Origin of the sequence: Sphingobacterium kitahiroshimense (genome assembly GCF_025961315.1) — a bacterium.
Taxonomy (GTDB): Bacteria; Bacteroidota; Bacteroidia; order Sphingobacteriales; family Sphingobacteriaceae; genus Sphingobacterium; species Sphingobacterium anhuiense.
Window position 1 is genome coordinate 1,226,627 of sequence record NZ_JAOQNK010000001.1, and the last position, 17,662, is coordinate 1,244,288.

Consider the following 17,662-nt stretch of genomic DNA (forward strand, 5'->3'; position numbering starts at 1 on the left):
GAAATTCAGATTATTGGAACCAAAAAGGACGATATATGGAAAAGAGGATAAATTAAAACTATTCCTCTTATACAAAAAACTAAAAATGAAGTAAGCTGAGTTCTTGCTCAAAAGACTACCGACGTTCAAAGCCTAATATGATGCTGTTTTGTTTACCAGAAATGTATCGTCAGCAACCTTTCTTTGGCTGAAATTTACTAAATTCTGTTCGCTTAGATACTCATCTGCCCTGGCAGCATTACATCCGGCTGTTTCATTCTTGCACGCTGAGCGGCGAGCCTATTTACCCGCCACATAGAACCGATGCTGATAAGTGTTATCACAACAACGATATAGCCAATTACATTGTAGTGCTGTAACGGTGTACCCTGGCTTTCTTGTGTGACGATTTTACTTGCGACTATAGACGCAACGCCACCTGCAATCTGATTCAGAGATGAGTTAATGCTCATAAATGCTCCCCGGTCGTTCATATCAGGAATATTGCTGGTGAGCGCAGATGACGGAATCGTACGGCTGATAATGCCAATCATCAACACAATATTTAAAACGATTACCAATGGCAACGGTGTTCTACTTAGGTTGGTGTATACTACACAGATAACCATCATCCAGATGGATGCTGTTACAAAAATTTTAAATTTATCTATCTTGTCGCTCCATTTTCCAATAAAAGGCATAATTATCAGTGAACTTAGACCGGATACCATCAACATCATCGTCAACTGTTCATAGCTTACACCAAGATTGTTTACAGCGAAAACACTGCCAAAAGGCATCATCATAAATCCTCCAATGGCAAGGAGAGCAGTGGATGTAAAAGCTGTCCGATAATCTCTTTTGGAAATAGTTTTAATTAAGTGCCTAAAAGGCGAACTTACATTCTTTAAAACCAAATGTGAATTTATTGGCTTTAAGTAAAGGCTAATGGCTATGGCAATTAAAATGCTTAATCCCGCTACCATCCAGAAAGGAGCTTCCCATTGCCAAAGTGTGGCAATGTAAATGCCAATGGGTACACCCAATACCTGACTGGCGCCAAAGCTCATTTGAACATAGCTCATTACCTGTCCGCGTTTTTGTATTGGGAAAATATCTGTGATAATGGACATAGAAATCGAACCAATAACACCGCCGAACAAGCCTGTTATAATGCGTGCTGCAAGCAACATTTCGTAACTCTCAGACAGTGCACAGAAAATAGTTCCCACGATAAAGCCATAATAAAAGAATTGCAACATTTTTTTGCGGTCGAACCTATCAGCAAAGCCAGCGGTTAGCAAGCCGCTGATACCAGCACTAATCGCATAGCCAGATACAGCCGCACCAAAGCCGGATGGACTAAGTGATAATGATTTCATCAGCATATCACCAAGCGGCGACATTACCATAAAATCCAATATAACGGTAAATTGTGTGATTGCCAGTATAAAAATGACAAACTTTTGGTAGCCCGTTAATGGTACCTGTTGCTTTGTTTTCATTAGAGATTTGAACTTAAATTACGGTGCTTTTGCTAATTCTTGAACGATTGCCTAAACTCTACGGGAGAAAGGTTCGTTTTCGCTTTAAACAACCTGCTGAAAGATTGCAAATGCTCAAACCCTAATTCGTACGCAATTTCACTAATGGAAAGGTCGCTGGTCGATATTCTTTCCTTGGCTTTTTCTATCAGTTTTTCATGGATATAATACTGGGTGTTTTGTCCAGTGTGCATTCGTAATAGACCGCTTAAATATTTGGGGGAAATATTGAGCAGGGCTGCGATTTCTGTTACTGAGGGAACTCCCTTTACAGCAGTTTGACCACTATTTAAATAATCGTTCAAAACCTTTTCCAGACGATCAAGGATTTGATGATTAGCCTTTTCACGTGTTACAAACTGACGGTTATAAAAACGTTCGGCGTAATTAAGCAGGCTTTCTAACAGCGATAGGATGATTTGTTTGCTATATTTGTCGATATTGGCGTGTGTTTCGCGATGTACATTTTCAATGATTTGAATAAGGATATCTTCCTCTTTTTCGGACAGAAACAGCGATTCGTTTACTGTATAATCCCAAAAGTCATATCGTTTTATGCTATTGGCTAAAGGCGTGTTCCATAAAAAATCAGGGTGTATAACCAAATACCAGCCCGATTGTTTTACTTCAATATCCTTCTCTACGCTGATGGTCGTTACTTGACCAGGCGACACGAAAGACATCACCCCTTCATTAAAATCGTATGAATTTTGCCCGTATTTTAATTGGAGATTTTCAACGCCGGTAACCCGCTTCAGCGCGATGCAATAAAAATCGCAAAAACTGCTAAAAGTATCGCCACCACGTATTATCCTGCTAGTATCTATATAAAATACACTAATAAGAGGATGCTCAGGCTTCGGCATTTGCCAAGCTTCAAACCATTCACTGATTGTTTTATATCGTATCATCGTTTTTAAACTTTTTTGCTCATCTCAAGGAAGATAATTTATTGTTGTAATGCGCTTCGGTAGATTTTTTCCAACATCTGATTTTGCTTGTAACAGTATTTATTTTTCCAGGGTCAATGAATTCGAACACACACTAAATTTCGTCTAGCTGCGGAATAGGATCTTCAAACTCTACAATTTTTATCACCTCGGTTTCCCTAAACTTCTAAATTCTGATCACTTTGCATAAAAAATGCCCTACTGTAAAGGTCTAAAAAAAAGTAGCATTGAATTTAACCGAATTGCATTTTGTTTTAACTGAAAAGACGACATTATAGCAAAATCCTTTAGTTGGCTCCGTGCTGATATACCAAATGCAGAATGTTGCTTCGACGAAACCGCTTAACTTTATTAAAATCTGTTTCTCTATAATTCTAAAAATCATTTGGCAACAATTCCCGATATACAATAATTTGGCAATCGAGAATTTCAATCTATACTATATACTGTGGGTAGGCACTAATTATTTCCGGTCTGTTGTTACAGTGGGTTTGTTCCGGTGAGAAAAAAGATAAGGAGAAACAAAGAGATTAAAACGGAGCAGCCCGCCCAACGTAAATAATCATTTAGAAAAATCTTTATAAAGCAATCAGTTACCACATTGAACAACCCCTAAAAGACTTTCTATCTTATAATTCCAATGAAAAAATGTGCTAACTATAGTTATCTCAATACAATATTCTCATTGGACGGAATGATAAATGAACTAAAAGCACTTTTGGAACTGATGGAAATACCAGCCAGAAATACACCGCAATTTTCAGGGAAGATAAAACGCTCGATAAACAGGAAGTATGATGATGAATTATTACCAAATGGACATTGTAAAGGCAAAACCAATTTTTTTTAACTTTTACAATCATAAAAAATTTTCTTAAGAAAATAATTCCCTCTTACTAATTATAATAAACTTTGAAATTAAATAAATGAGTACGATTGTCTCCTCAAAAGTAAAGCAAAAAAAGGATTTTTTTGAAAATGAAAATCGATATAAAAAAATTGCTTTTATGGAATAGATTAAAAATCGTAAAGTGAATTTTTGTGCTTTTCGAATGAAAAGATTAACAAAGTGTGCTTTACCCTTTTTTCGTCTTTCCCTTTCTACTTGCAATATCAATAAAATCTCCCCATAGGGGGGAAACTGTGATAATCGTTTCAATATTATTCCCAAATTTTGGCATATCAACAATAGATGCAACTCCGAAACAAATTGTGAGAACTTCTAAAACGGCTATGCTATGGAAATCGTGTTGAATAAAATAATAACCAAAATTCATCATCAGGAAGATAAACTGTCTTCTCAAATGATGCGAACGGCGGACGAGGCTTTTGAAATGACCTTGTTCCTGAAAGAAATGCTGTCTATCATAAAAGCAAGAGTATTGCAGGATAGTTTTGCAGACGAACAGCAAGAGATTGACTTTTTCAAGAACATTAAACCGCAAATTTTAGGGAAACTCATCTACTATAACAAAGTATTCCGCATTGAAACAACTTGCCCTGTGAGCAATGGTAAAATACATCAAAGCTATTATGAGAACCTATTAAAAAACCTCAAATCAGAATATAAAGAAAGTATTTGCAATGAGGATTTTTACAGATATTATCGTGCAGGTAGGACAGACCGTGACCATACTTATTTCAGGCTCGGACAAATCAATTACCACGATGGATTAAAGAGTGGTGTATTTGAAATTGACCTTAGTTTTTCAACATATTATGATAACAAGATAGCCTATATTATAGCGAACGAATTACTTTATATTTATATGCTTACTAAAATCAGCCCCAAAGAAAATCCAGATTTAATTTTATTAAATGGAGAAGCAAACAAGGATATTTCGTGGACAAATTCTCAAAATGCACTTATCGAACTGATATACGCCCTGTATGCTTCAAATTCCATTGCATACGGAAAAATAGGCATCCGAAAATTAGCATTGATTTTTCAAGTGCTATTCCGAACTCCCTTAAACGATATACATCATTCTTTCCACCGAATGAAAACAAGGGCAGGTTCCCGAACTGCATTTTTAGACCAGCTTAAAATATCCCTCGAAGAATATATGGATAAAGACCTTTAGCTAATACGATACATTAATTTAAAAGCAGTACACAAAATGTACTGCTTTTTCTTTGCCCATATATGCCAATTGGCAAATGCTCTTAAACTTCATTACAAAATATTCAAAAATATCCTAAACCCTTATTAAAGAAGAGTTTTACCAATTTGTAAAAAATTCAAAAAACCGCCAAACCAATTGGCAAGCATTGGCAGACAAACACTGCCACCTTTCACAATTTTGCATAGTGAACTTTAAATGATGTGCAATGAAAATAATAACCATTGAAGAAGAAGCGTGGCAACAGCTCAACAGCCGTATCAATGCCATTGCCGACTATCTGAAAAGACAGGAAGATAAAAGTTATGATGACCTGTGGCTTAATAACCACGAGGTATGTCAATATCTACACATTAGCGAGAAAACGCTATGGCGTATGCGTACCAAAGGCGAGATAGCTTATTCAAAAATCTATGGTCAGTATTTCTACACCATTGGGGCTATTAAAGATATGCTCAATGCAAATGCCATACAGAGCAGTGATGAATTTGTACAGGAGCTTATGGCAAAAGGCAAAAGCTATATCGAAAAAGGCAGAAGGTTAAAGACAGATAAAAAATAGGTATGAACCCTTAAAAGTATTCCTATGAATATTGATAGAATGGAATTTTTGGCGTGGATGGAACGCCTAATGGGTCGCCTTGATATGCTGGGTGATAATATAGACGATTTGCAAAAGAAACGTAATAGCATAGATGGTGAGGAACTGCTCGATAATCAGGATTTGCTCCAAATGCTGAAAATAAGCAACCGTTCCCTGCAACGGTATCGCTCTATCGGCAAACTGCCCTATTATACGATAAGCGGAAAATTGTATTACAAGCTGTCCGATGTGCATCAGTTCATAAGAGAGAGCTTTAACCCTCCCGCAATTAAGATGAACGCCAATAAGTGACAAACACTGCCTTTGACTGCCACTTCAGGCAATGCAGTGAACGCTTCTTTTACATTCGGCAGTGAATTTCAAAATTTTTAGATTATGAGTGAAGAAACCACAGACAAAAAGGAAATGCCCGAACAACTATCGGACATATTATTAGTGCTGGATAAAGAAAAAATGAAAATCCAGGCAGTAAAGAGTATTGACGAAAACGGGAAAATGGAAACCGTTGACCCCACAAAGAAAAACCAAAACCAATTTATGCGTGTGGACAAGAGTGGCGATTTCTTTTCCAACTTCTTCTCCAATTTTTTTAGCCAGTTAAAGAACCCTACCAATTTTTCATTCTTCAAAGTGCCTGCACCTATCGCAGTTGAAAAAGCACAGAAAATGCAAAAGCAGGTTGATAAGCCAACACCCGAAAGCGAAAAAGTGATGAAAGAACACGAAATAAAAGCCGGAGCAAAACAAGATAGCAAACATGAAAATCAAAAAGATATGGCAACAATACAAACAACACCGGAAGCCAGCGAATACCGCTACAAACCGGAGCAGATTGATTGGGGGACAATGAACAATCTCGGATTAAGCAAGGAATACCTTGAAAAAAGAAACCTGCTTGACCCTTTGTTACGAGGTTACAAAACCAATGAACTTTTGCCGATAGGCGTAAATTTCGGAGGTTCTGTTCTTCGCACAGATGCCCGATTGTCTTTACAGCAAGCGGAAGACGGAAATGTAATCGTAGCAATACACGGTATCAAAAAAGAACCAAACCTGCATTTTGAATTTTTCGGACACAAGTTTACGGATGAGGACAAGAAAAACCTGCTCGAAACAGGTAATATGGGGCGTGTGGTTAACCTGACCAATTCCAAAACGGGCGAACTGATGCCGTCCATTATCAGCATAGACAGGCTAACCAATGATGTGATAGCCTTACGGACGGATTTCATAAAAATTCCTGATGAAATTAAAGGCGTAAAACTGAACGATGAGCAAAAGCAAACTTTAATGGAGGGTAAACCGCTAAAGTTAGACGGTATGATTTCCACGAAAGGAACGGAGTTCTCGGCAACGGTACAGTTCAATGCTGATAAGCGTTATGTAGAGTTCCTTTTTGACCGCAATAATTCCAACAGGCAAAGCCAAAACAATCAGCAAAGCCAACCGCAGGAAGCTCCAAAAACATTCAGGGGCAAAGAACTGACCGATGAGCAACACAAGGATTTCAAAGCCGGGCAAACCGTTTACATTGACGGATTGAAAGATAAGAAAGGGCAACCGTATCAAGGTTATATCACATTCAATAAGGAAACCGGAAAAACTGATTTTGCCTTTCCAAGCCAAGTTAAGGCACAGGCAAAACCTGCCGAAGCCCATAAAACACAAACTGCCGTCAATTCGGAGGGCAAGACCAACGAGGCGACCAAGAATATCAACGAGCCTTTGAAGTCGGGACAGCAAAGACCGAAAAACAAACAACAGCAGGAACAACAGGAACAATCCGAAACACCTGCAAAATCCAAAGGCAGAAAAATGTAAAATATGAAAACAATCATTGCAGAAAAACCAAGCGTAGCAAGGGAAATAGCCGGACTTGTGGGAGCATCCGATAAAAAGGACGGCTACCTGATAGGTAACGGCTATTTTGTTACGTGGGCATTCGGTCATTTAATCGGATTGGGAATGCCTGAAGATTACGGGATTACGGGATTTGACAAAGCAGCTTTGCCAATACTCCCAAACCCGTTTTTGCTGACCGTCCGAAAAGTAAAAAAAGACAAAGGCTATACCGCTGATACAGGAGCATTGAAGCAACTGAAAGTCATCGAACAGCTTTTTAACCGTAGCAACAGCATCATCGTAGCCACCGATGCAGGTCGTGAGGGGGAATTGATATTTAGGTACATTTATGAATACCTGAAATGTAACAAGCCCTTTGAACGCCTTTGGATAAGCTCACTAACTGAAAAAGCTATTAAACAAGGTTTTGATAACCTTAAAGACGGAAAAGAATTTGACGGATTATACCAAGCTGCACAAGGCAGAAGCCGTGCCGATTGGCTCGTGGGCATCAATGCTACACAGGCATTGAGCATAGTCGCAGGTAATGGCATTTATTCACTCGGCAGGGTACAAACGCCTACATTGGCTTTGATATGCAAACGTTATCTGGAAAACAAAAATTTCTCGGTAAAGAAATATTGGCAGATACAGCTATTGCACATTAAAGAGTTGATAGATTTTAAAAGCCTTTCCAAAACAAAATGGGAAGACCAAAAAATTGCCGATGATACGCTGAAATCCATTCAGCGAACCGAAACAGCAACAGTTACAGCGGTAGAAACCAAAAGTGTTACAGAGCAACCGCCTTTGCTGTTTGACCTTACTGGATTGCAAAAAGAAGCCAATAAAAAACTCAATCTTTCTGCCGAAGAAACGCTCAATATTGCTCAAAGCCTCTACGAAAAAAAGTTTATCACATACCCACGTACCGGAAGCAAATACATTCCTGAAGATATGTGGGCAGAAATTCCCAACCTCGTGAGGGCATTGCAGGACAGGGAAACCTGTAAGCAAGCCGTAGCTAAACTGAAATGGGGACGGTTCAATAAACGTATTGTAAACGATTTGCGTGTTACCGACCACCACGGATTATTGATTACTGATAAAATCCCGTCAGCCCTGAACGCAAAGGAAAACTCTGTTTATGATATGGTTGCCTTTCGATTGCTCGAAGCCCTTTCACAAGCCTGCATCAAAGAGATAACCGATGTAGGTTTACAAGCATTGCATTATGATTTTATGGCAAAGGGTTGTAAGGTAATTGAAGCAGGTTGGCGTTCCATTAAAGGCAGTTTCTCCGATGATGATACCGAACCTGTACAGGATTTACCCGAACTGAAAAGAGGCGATGAACTCAAAATAAAAGAAGCCTCCGTTTTGGAAAAGAAAACCAAACCACCTGTACTTTATACCGAAGCCGGGCTTTTGTCGGCTATGGAAAGTGCAGGAAAGGAAATTGAAAACGAAGACGAACGGAAAGTGTTGCAAAATATCGGTATAGGTACGCCTGCCACAAGAGCAGCGATTATTGAAACCCTGTTTACCCGCAATTATATCCAACGAGAAAAGAAATCCCTAATCCCTACCGAAAAAGGGTTGCAGGTGTACGAATTGGTCAAAGACCGCAAAATTTCGGATGTGGCAATGACCGCCGAATGGGAATTGGCTTTGCAAAAAATCGAAAACAACGAAGCCGATGCAGGGGCATTTCAAAAAGAAATGGAAACTTACGCCTCATCTATTACCAATGAATTGTTGCAAACTTCGATTGCTCAAAATAACCTGCCTAAATTGGTTTGCCCGAAATGTAAAAGCCAGCAACTCATTATCCGTGATAAAATAGTGAAGTGTCCTGATGAGGTTTGTAATTGGGTGCAGTTCCGCAATGTATGTGGCATACAAATCGGCATAGCCGATATTGAAAACCTTGTTAATAAAAGGAAAACTTCACTTATCAAAGGGATGAAAAGCAAGGCAGGAAAGAAATTCGATGCGTATATCGTATTGATAGAGGATTGTACAACCTCTTTTGAGTTTGATAAAAATAAAAGCTACAAAAAGTAATGGAAAATAAGCCTACCATTAGCACAATGGAAATCAAGAACCTGATTTATACCATACGTGGCAAGCAAGTGATGTTGGATAGCGACCTCGCTTCCTTATATCAAGTGGAAACAAAAAACCTCAACAAAGCCGTAAAAAGAAATATTGAGCGGTTTCCTGCTTCTTTTTGCTTTCAACTGACCGAAGAGGAAGTTGAAAACTTGAGGTTCCAAATTGGAACCTCAAGTTTGAGCTACGGCGGAAGACGTTATCTGCCCTATGTTTTTACCGAACAAGGGGTCGCAATGGCTTCTGCCATACTCCGTTCAAATATAGCGGTTAAAGTCAGTGTTGAAATTATGGAAGCCTTTGTAGAAATGCGGAGAATGCTTGCCAGCAATGCCTCTCTTTTTCATCGTTTGGATAAGATTGAATTGAAACAATTAGAAGCCGACCAAAGATTTGAAGAGATTTTTAAGGCACTGGAAAGCGACAAGCTCCACAGCGAAAAAGGTATCTTTTACAACGGACAGATTTTTGATGCCTACGCCTTTGTATGTGATATTATCCGAAATGCAAAAACCTCCATTATCCTGTTGGATAATTATGTAGATGATACGGTATTGACTTTATTGGGTAAACGGAATAATACTGCAACTGCCACTATCTATACCAAAAACATCAGTAATCAGCTACGGCTGGATGTACAACGGTACAACAGCCAATATCCTCGGATTGAAATTAAGATTTTTTCCGATGCTCACGACCGCTTTTTGATTATTGACGATGTGGAACTTTACCATATCGGAGCATCACTAAAAGACCTGGGCAAAAAATGGTTTGCCTTTTCGAGAATGGATATTGAGGTGGGCAGAATGCTCCAATTACTGAATAGAGTTTAATTAAATCCCTGTTTTTGACAGGGATTTAAAATTCTAATTTCTTCTTGTCCAACTTAAATTAGCAGATATTAATTCAACTATTAGGGTTTCCAGTATTTCGTTTACCCATTCTAATTCAAAAATCAAATTGTTCTTAGCGAACCTAAAAGTTAAATCTTGCTTTTCTGCGTGGAATATCTTATTCCGTAAATAGTAACAGTATTTAATACAGATGAAGACAGTAATTTCTAATTCGGTATTTGTTACAGGATTTTTAACCTTGTCCTCCAAATATCCAGTAATCCTTTTAAAGATTATTTCGCTGTCAGTTGAGGACTTATAATTGTGATAAAGGTCTTTGATATAGTCGAACTTATTAAACTTATTTTCAACCTTATCCACACTGAAAATATCTTTTAAATCAGCTTCAAAATAACTGATATTATCAAGCAGATTTTTACAAATAATCTTATTTTGATACCTGAAGATAAATGCAATAAAGGAAACTATCTTTTCTTTAGTATCATAATCATTACTTAGTAGCTCATTGAAACGAACTTTTTCTCGAAGTTCTTTAGCTGTAATATTTCTTGCTCTATGCAGTGATTTTGGAAACAATGTTGGATTAGTAATTATGAAATTTCGCATTAATCGGTGGCATTCATTTTCGTTTGCACCATTTCCAAAATAATAATAGATTGAATTAAAAGATTTCCATAACTTTTCAAACCGCTCACTTTCTTCATTGGTAATTTTAGATTTCATAAGATAGGTTAAAGCATACTGAATTGCTTTAGATTTATCATTAATCTTGAATATGTCGTTGATATTGGCAGTTGAAATGTCAATACCTGAAAATTTATCGTTCAATATTTGCTCTATACCAATTTTTGAAGTTGGTAAGGCAAGCATTGTTTCTTCTCCTGTTTGCTTTATTCGGTTAATAGAGATATGCTGTATAGGAACGAAGCGGTTTACTCGGATGTAATAGTAAATCAGAGATTTTATAATCTGATTATGAATTGAACTGCTTTCTGAAAAAACAATATTTATGAGATTGATTTTTGCAGTTCTATTGCACTTTATTGTTAGTGTATCATTCTCAATCACTAATTCGTCATTTGTATCTGAACTTCCTTTATACTCCATTCCAAATACTTCCCGAGAAATTGAAATGTCAGGAGCATCAAAACGTATATTTATGGAATAATTGTGCTTTATTTTATTTTTTGCGAATGTCTTAATGGAGCTTGTTATAAAACTGTCAAACCTTGATTTCTTTTCATAATTATAAATATCATAAACGTCGGGATATAAATCCTTAAACTTTATCTTGAAATCTGTTAATGTATAAGGGTCACCATTAAATGAATTGTGCAAAATCAAAAGTTTATCATTTATAGTTTTAACTGGCTTTCCTTTCTTTTTTTTGGTCAATCTAACATCTTCGCCAAAATTTTGCAAGGCTCTAAAGGCTTGCTCCTTAACTTCAAATATTCTATCCGTTTTCATCAAACGATACAATTCCCTTTTGCTTTCAAAGCATTTATACTTTGAAAGGAAGTCTATTGCGTTCAACCTATTCCGGTAGTCTGATATATCATTTGCAAGGTTTACATACTCTACAATGTTATTTGGTTTCTTATTGTCAAAATCCTTGTTAGTCATATTCTTCCTCACATAGTTTAATCGTCAAATTTAATCAAAACCAATCTGTATTCCGTTGCTTAGCCGATTATGTTTACGACAAATCCTACCTCTTAAAGCCAAACCCTGCCACTTCTGCAAAGTGGCTTATCTACTGCTATAATTTTAGGCTTCAAATAAAATTCTAAACAAAATTATAGTATGGATACACAACAAAAAGACCTATCGTATTTCAGGTTACGACTGCAAGAATTATTAAACACCAGCTTTCCCGAAAAAGCCAACGACCATAAATTTATTGAGCAGCGTTCCTCGTGGGCTGCCAATGCCTACGAGGGGGCTTTTAGTTCGGGAAACGCTATTGAGCAATGCAACGAAATAGCCAATTACATACTTTTTGAGGGCTTGCATTTCTCCAAATTCGACACCGTGTTTCAGGTGGTATGCAATGAGTTTGATACCCTAATGGCAGACGAGGAACTGCGACCCTTTGCTCTAAAAATGTTCCCTGTTTGTGAGCCTGTTTTCTCCGGCTATGAACTAACCGATGACTTCGCATACGGTTATGAGTTTGATTTACTCTATACCGAAATAACCGGAACCATCGCAATATGGATAGAGGAAAATGGGCTTCAGTAAGAAGCAACATCTCCAACTGAATATTGATGCCCTGCGAATTGCTTTTAAACTGGAAAAGGAGAAACGACAAGCCACCGTAGGCGAAAGACTGCTAATGATGCTATACAGCGGATTTGGCGGTCTTAAATTCGTGTTGAACCCCATAGAAAATGAAATAGACATCAATAATTGGAGAAAAACTGAACACGACCTGTTTCCGCTCACGCAGGAACTCCACACACTACTCAAAGAAAATTCCGAAGACGATAAGCAATACCGCAGGTATGTGGACAGTATGAAAAGCTCTGTACTTACGGCTTTTTATACACCGCCACAGGTCATAGATGCGATTTCCGCAACCTTGCGTGATAACGGTCTGAACATTGATAAACTCCTCGAACCCTCCGCAGGTATCGGCTCATTCATTCAATCCTTTTCGGAAAACCAAAAAGCCAACGTTACCGCTTATGAGAAGGATTTGCTGACAGGCAAAATTTTGAAACAGCTCTATCCCGAAAGCAATATCCGTATAAGTGGTTTTGAGGAAATCCCCGAAAAAGAACAAAATAGCTATGATATAATCGCCAGTAATATTCCCTTTGGCGATACTTCCGTATTCGACCTTTCTTATTCCCGAAGCAAAGACACGGCAAAAGTGCAGGCTGCCCGAAGCATACACAATTACTTCTTTCTAAAAGGTGCTGATATGCTCCGTGAGGGCGGTTTGTTGGCTTACATTACTTCGCAGGGTATTCTCAATAGTCCCAAGAACGAACCCATACGCAGGGCGTTGATGCAGGATAACAATCTCGTTTCAGTTATTCGCCTGCCCAACAACTTGTTTACAGATTATGCAGGTACGGAAGTTGGCAGTGATTTGATTATCCTGCAAAAGAACACAGCAAAACAAGGTCTGACCGAAAGGGAAGATCTGTTTTGCCAAAGCAGGCAAACAGAATACAATACTCCGGGCAATTCGCTCTTTCAGGACAGCACAAGAATTGTGCATACCGACCGCAAATTAGATACCGACCCTTACGGACAACCTGCACTCATCTATACTCATAAAGACGGCGTTAACGGAATTGCCAAAGACCTCAAACAAATGCTTACGGATGATTTTGGAAAGCACCTGAATTTGAGTTTATATAAAGGCGAACGAAACGATGAGCCTGTAATACAAATTCCGATTGAACCAACGGTTACACCTCCGGTTATCGAACCTGTAACCATTCAACCGGAAATACAATCTTTATCTGTTCCTATAATCAATCGGGAAAGTCCGCAGGAATTAAAGCAACTAAGCATTTTCGACTTGTTTGAAAATGTGGACGAGCCTGTAATGGTTGCTGCTCCACCCAAAAGAACGACACAAGCTAAAAGGCAAAGCACCAACAAAAGAAGAGGTGCAATAGGTCGCCAACCTGACCTGTTCAGCAGTGCGATGCAGCAACCTTATACGCCCACTGTTACTAATAGAGCCACCAATGGAAATACATCTACCAATGGCAAAAAACAGGAAGCCATCGGCGACCTGTTTTCACAAATAAACGGGAATGGCCAAGCTGATAAGCCAGTCATTCCCGAACCTGCTCCTTATAGTGGCGAACTGCAATCGTACCACCGTAACGATTGTCTTGTTGTGGATAACGGCTGGGTCGGTCATCTGCAAGATGTAGATACATCAGACGGTACGGCAGTTTTCCACCCTTTGCATTTACCGACCTTACAGAAAGCAAGAGCCGAAGCGTACATTGCTGTACGTGATGTTTACCAAGACCTTTACAATAAAGAGGCAAAGTTTCAGACCGAATACAAGGAAGAACGGGAAACCCTGAACCTCCTTTACGATGCCTTTACCAAACGGTACAGCAACCTCAATAGTGCCGATAATATCAAGCTCATCAAAACGGATAGCTCCGGTAAGGAAATCCCTTATTTGGAACGTGTCGTTGGTGGCGTGGTACACAAAGCGGATATATTCAGCCGTCCTGTAAGTTTCTCCACCTTAACAATAGCAACGGACAATCCCGAAGAAGCGTTAGCGGCTTCGCTGAACAAATACGGAAGCGTGGATTTGGACTATATGTCCGAAATCAGCGGTATGACGGACGATGCTTTAAAAGAAGCATTGCACGGTCGTATTTACTACAATCCTCTGCAAAAGGAATACGAAATATCCGAACGCTGGATTGCAGGGAACGTAGTAGAGAAAGCCCAAGAGGTCAAAGCGTATCTCGAACGCAATCCCGATGACAGAGAAGCCAAAGCAAGCCTTATCGTTTTGGAGGAAGCCCGACCAAGACGTATCGAATTTGAGGAACTAGATTTTAATTTGGGCGAACGCTGGATACCCACAGGCATTTATGCCCGATTTGCTTCACATCTTTTTGATACAGATGTACTCGTTCATTACTCTGAAAGCTCCGATGACTTTTCCGTAAAGTGCGACCGTAAGAATTTGCATATATGGGAAAAATACGCTGTCAAAGCTGAAAGCCGGACGTTTGACGGGATTGCCCTGCTCAAACACGCCCTTGTCAATACCACGCCTGATATTACCAAAAAAATTACGGTTGACGACCAGGAGGTCAAGGTACGGGATATGGAAGCCATACAAATGGCGAATACAAAAATTGATGAAATCCGCACCGCCTTTACCTATTGGCTTCACGCCCAAAACGATGAGTTTACAAACAGGCTGACCTACCAATACAACGATACGTTTAACTGCTTCGTTCGACCGAACTATGACGGAAGCCATCAGGACTTTCCGGGATTAGACCGTAAGGCATTGGGCATTGAAGACCTGTATTCAAGCCAAAAGGACACGGTTTGGATGATAAAGCTGAACAACGGTGCTATCTGCGACCATGAAGTAGGTGCAGGAAAAACGTTGGTAATGTGTACGGCAGCACAGGAAATGAAGCGTTTGGGATTGGCACACAAACCGATGATTATTGGGCTGAAAAGTAATGTTCACGAAATTGCCGAAGCTTATCGTACCGCTTACCCTCACGCAAAAATCCTGTTTCCGGGCAAAGAAGATTTTACTCCCCAAAAACGCCTGCGGATTTTTGGGGATATTAAGAATAACGAATGGGATGCTGTCATCTTAACGCACGACCAATTCGGAATGATACCGCAATCGCCCGAAATACAAAAGGAAATACTCGAAATCGAATTAGACAGTGTAGATCGTAACCTCGATGCACTGCAATCGCAAGGCAAGGAAGTTACCAGAGGGATGCTTGCCGGAGTAATTAAGCGGAAAGAAAATCTCGAAGTGAAGCTCAAAACCCTGCAACACGATATTGAAAACCGCAAAGATGATGTGGTGGATTTTAAGATGATGGGCATTGACCATTTGTTCGTGGATGAAAGTCATCAATTCAAAAACCTGATGTTCAACACAAGGCATACAAGGGTAGCCGGATTAGGCAATGTGGACGGAAGCCAAAAGGCATTGAACCTGCTGTTTGCTATCCGTACCATTCAGGAACGAACAAATGCGGATATGGGAGCTACCTTTTTGTCAGGTACAACTATCAGTAATTCGCTTACCGAACTATATCTGCTGTTCAAATACCTGCGACCACGGGCATTGGAAAAACAGGGCATCCATTCTTTTGATGCGTGGGCGGCTATCTATGCAAGGAAAACAACCGATTATGAATTTTCGGTTGCCAATAATATTGTAGCAAAAGAACGTTTCCGCTACTTTATCAAAGTGCCGGAGCTTGCACAGTTCTACTCCGAAATTACGGATTACCGAACGGCAAAGGATATAGGTATTGACCGCCCTAATAAAAACGAGGTATTGTATAACATACCACCTACTCCCGACCAAGAAGAATTTATCAAAAGCCTGATGGAATTTGCAAAAACAGGCAAAGGAGAACTACTCGGAAGAGCACCTTTATCTCCATCGGAAGAAAAAGCAAAGATGCTTATCGCCACAGATTACGCCCGGAAGATGTCGCTTGATATGCGAATGGTAAGCGGTGCGTATGATGACCACCCCGATAACAAGGCTTCGCATTGTGCGGCAAACATTGCCAAGTATTACAACCAATACAACGCACAGAAAGGAACGCAGTTCGTTTTCTCCGATTTGGGAACCTACAAGCCGGGCGAATGGAATGTGTACTCCGAAATCAAACGTAAGCTCGTGGAAGACCACGGCATACCTACAAATGAAGTCCGCTTTATTCAGGAGGCGAAAAATGATAAGAAACGTCAGGAAATTATCAAAGGAATGAACGAGGGTAAAATCCGTGTGCTGTTTGGTTCTACAAGTATGTTGGGTACAGGGGTAAACGCACAGAAAAGAGCCGTTGGCGTTCATCATCTCGATACACCGTGGCGACCAAGCGACCTTGCCCAACGTGACGGTAGGGCTGTCCGAAAAGGTAATGAAATTGCCAAATTCTTTGCCGATAACAAAGTAGATGTGATTATCTATGCTGTTGAAAAATCATTGGATAGTTACAAGTTTAACCTGCTTTATAATAAACAGCTATTTATAGACCAACTAAAAAATAACAATCTCGGCAAACGAACGATTGACGAGGGCAGTATGGACGAAAAATCGGGAATGAACTTTTCGGAATACGTGGCTATCCTATCAGGGAATACAGACCTGTTGGATAAAGCCAAGTTAGAAAAACAGATTGCCGGACTGGAAAGCGAAAAACAGGCGTTCAACCGTTCTAAATTCAGCGCCAAATACAAACTGCAAGACTTTACGGAATTGCTGGAAGGTGCGCAGTCCCGTTTTAACCGAATGAGCCTTGATTGGGAAAATCTTCAAGGGCGCTTACAAAAGCATTCAGACGGTACAATCGCAAATTCTGTGCAGTTGGACGGTTTACCACCCAATGGGGATATGAAACAAATCGGTGCAAAGCTCAACCAGCTTGCGGACAAAGCCCGTACCGGAGGTCAGTACGAAGAAATAGGAAGCCTGTACGGTTTTACCTTATTGGTCAAAACCGAAATGTCTGAAAAAGAGGGCGTGGATATAAAGGTAAACCGTTTTTGGGTACAAGGAGAGGGCAATATCAAATATACCTACAACAACGGTCTAATCGCCAAAGATGAAAAGCTGGCGGCTATGAACTTCCTTAATGCACTGGAGAAATTGCCCGGCTATATCGAGCAGGAGCAAAAGAAAATTGCGGAGATACAAAAAGACCTGCCAATTCTTCAGGAAGTGGTAAACGGTACGTGGTCTAAAGAAAGTCGATTAAGCGAACTCAAAACGGAACTGGCTGGCCTAGAACGGAAGATACTGTTATCTATCACTATCACGCCTGAGCCTAAAGAAGAACCTGCTGAACAGACCGAAAAACAGCAAGAAACTCCAAGTATTTCGGAAACCTTTGTACAAACAAAAGGTATTCATTTACCTCGTGGTGTATTGTAA

12 protein-coding genes are annotated in these 17,662 nt (G+C 39.6%); 9 read left to right on the top strand and 3 right to left on the bottom strand.

What is annotated here, in order from left to right; all coding sequences use genetic code 11:
* Positions 1 to 212: 212 nt before the first annotated feature.
* Both M2265_RS05555 and M2265_RS05560 read right to left on the bottom strand, forming a co-directional pair.
* A complete protein-coding gene (locus tag M2265_RS05555; protein ID WP_132773273.1) occupies positions 213 to 1,484 on the bottom strand; it encodes an MFS transporter in 1,272 nt (423 codons plus the stop codon).
* Positions 1,485 to 1,516: 32 nt separating this feature from the next.
* Positions 1,517 to 2,434 carry a helix-turn-helix domain-containing protein gene (locus M2265_RS05560; RefSeq protein WP_132773272.1) on the bottom strand — a complete coding sequence of 306 codons (918 nt, stop codon included), beginning with the start codon at positions 2,432 to 2,434 and terminating at the stop codon, positions 1,517 to 1,519.
* Positions 2,435 to 3,113: 679 nt separating this feature from the next.
* Between M2265_RS05560 and M2265_RS05565 the strand changes: the two genes are divergently transcribed.
* From M2265_RS05565 to M2265_RS05595, 7 genes are all read left to right on the top strand, one after another.
* Positions 3,114 to 3,323 carry a hypothetical protein gene (locus M2265_RS05565; protein WP_132773270.1) on the top strand — a complete coding sequence of 70 codons (210 nt, stop codon included), beginning with the start codon at positions 3,114 to 3,116 and terminating at the stop codon, positions 3,321 to 3,323.
* 388 nt (positions 3,324 to 3,711) lie between these two features.
* Positions 3,712 to 4,557: an RteC domain-containing protein gene (locus M2265_RS05570; RefSeq protein ID WP_132773268.1), complete on the top strand. Its 846-nt coding sequence runs from the start codon at positions 3,712 to 3,714 to the stop codon at positions 4,555 to 4,557.
* A gap of 247 nt (positions 4,558 to 4,804) precedes the next feature.
* Positions 4,805 to 5,158, top strand: a complete 354-nt coding sequence (locus M2265_RS05575) for a helix-turn-helix domain-containing protein (protein WP_132773266.1) — start codon at positions 4,805 to 4,807, stop codon at positions 5,156 to 5,158.
* 24 nt (positions 5,159 to 5,182) lie between these two features.
* On the top strand, positions 5,183 to 5,491 hold the full coding sequence (locus M2265_RS05580) for a helix-turn-helix domain-containing protein (protein ID WP_132773264.1): 309 nt from the start codon (positions 5,183 to 5,185) through the stop codon (positions 5,489 to 5,491).
* A gap of 84 nt (positions 5,492 to 5,575) precedes the next feature.
* On the top strand, positions 5,576 to 7,021 hold the full coding sequence (locus tag M2265_RS05585) for a DUF3945 domain-containing protein (protein ID WP_132773263.1): 1,446 nt from the start codon (positions 5,576 to 5,578) through the stop codon (positions 7,019 to 7,021).
* Between the two features lie 3 nt (positions 7,022 to 7,024).
* Complete coding sequence (locus tag M2265_RS05590) at positions 7,025 to 9,109, top strand: type IA DNA topoisomerase (protein ID WP_132773261.1); 2,085 nt, start codon at positions 7,025 to 7,027, stop codon at positions 9,107 to 9,109.
* Positions 9,109 to 9,990 (top strand): ORF6N domain-containing protein, encoded by an 882-nt coding sequence (locus M2265_RS05595; protein ID WP_132773259.1) that lies wholly within the window; start codon positions 9,109 to 9,111, stop codon positions 9,988 to 9,990. The genes M2265_RS05590 and M2265_RS05595 overlap by 1 nt, the downstream gene beginning before the upstream one ends.
* Before the next feature lie 33 nt (positions 9,991 to 10,023).
* Here M2265_RS05595 and M2265_RS05600 read toward each other — a convergent pair whose 3' ends face one another.
* Positions 10,024 to 11,637 carry a hypothetical protein gene (locus M2265_RS05600; RefSeq protein ID WP_132773258.1) on the bottom strand — a complete coding sequence of 538 codons (1,614 nt, stop codon included), beginning with the start codon at positions 11,635 to 11,637 and terminating at the stop codon, positions 10,024 to 10,026.
* A 180-nt stretch (positions 11,638 to 11,817) separates the two neighbouring features.
* Between M2265_RS05600 and M2265_RS05605 the strand changes: the two genes are divergently transcribed.
* Together M2265_RS05605 and M2265_RS05610 are read left to right on the top strand one after the other, a co-directional pair.
* A complete protein-coding gene (locus M2265_RS05605) occupies positions 11,818 to 12,255 on the top strand; it encodes a DUF1896 domain-containing protein (RefSeq protein WP_132773256.1) in 438 nt (145 codons plus the stop codon).
* Positions 12,242 to 17,662 (top strand): N-6 DNA methylase, encoded by a 5,421-nt coding sequence (locus M2265_RS05610; RefSeq protein WP_132773254.1) that lies wholly within the window; start codon positions 12,242 to 12,244, stop codon positions 17,660 to 17,662. Before M2265_RS05605 ends, M2265_RS05610 begins: the two co-directional genes overlap by 14 nt.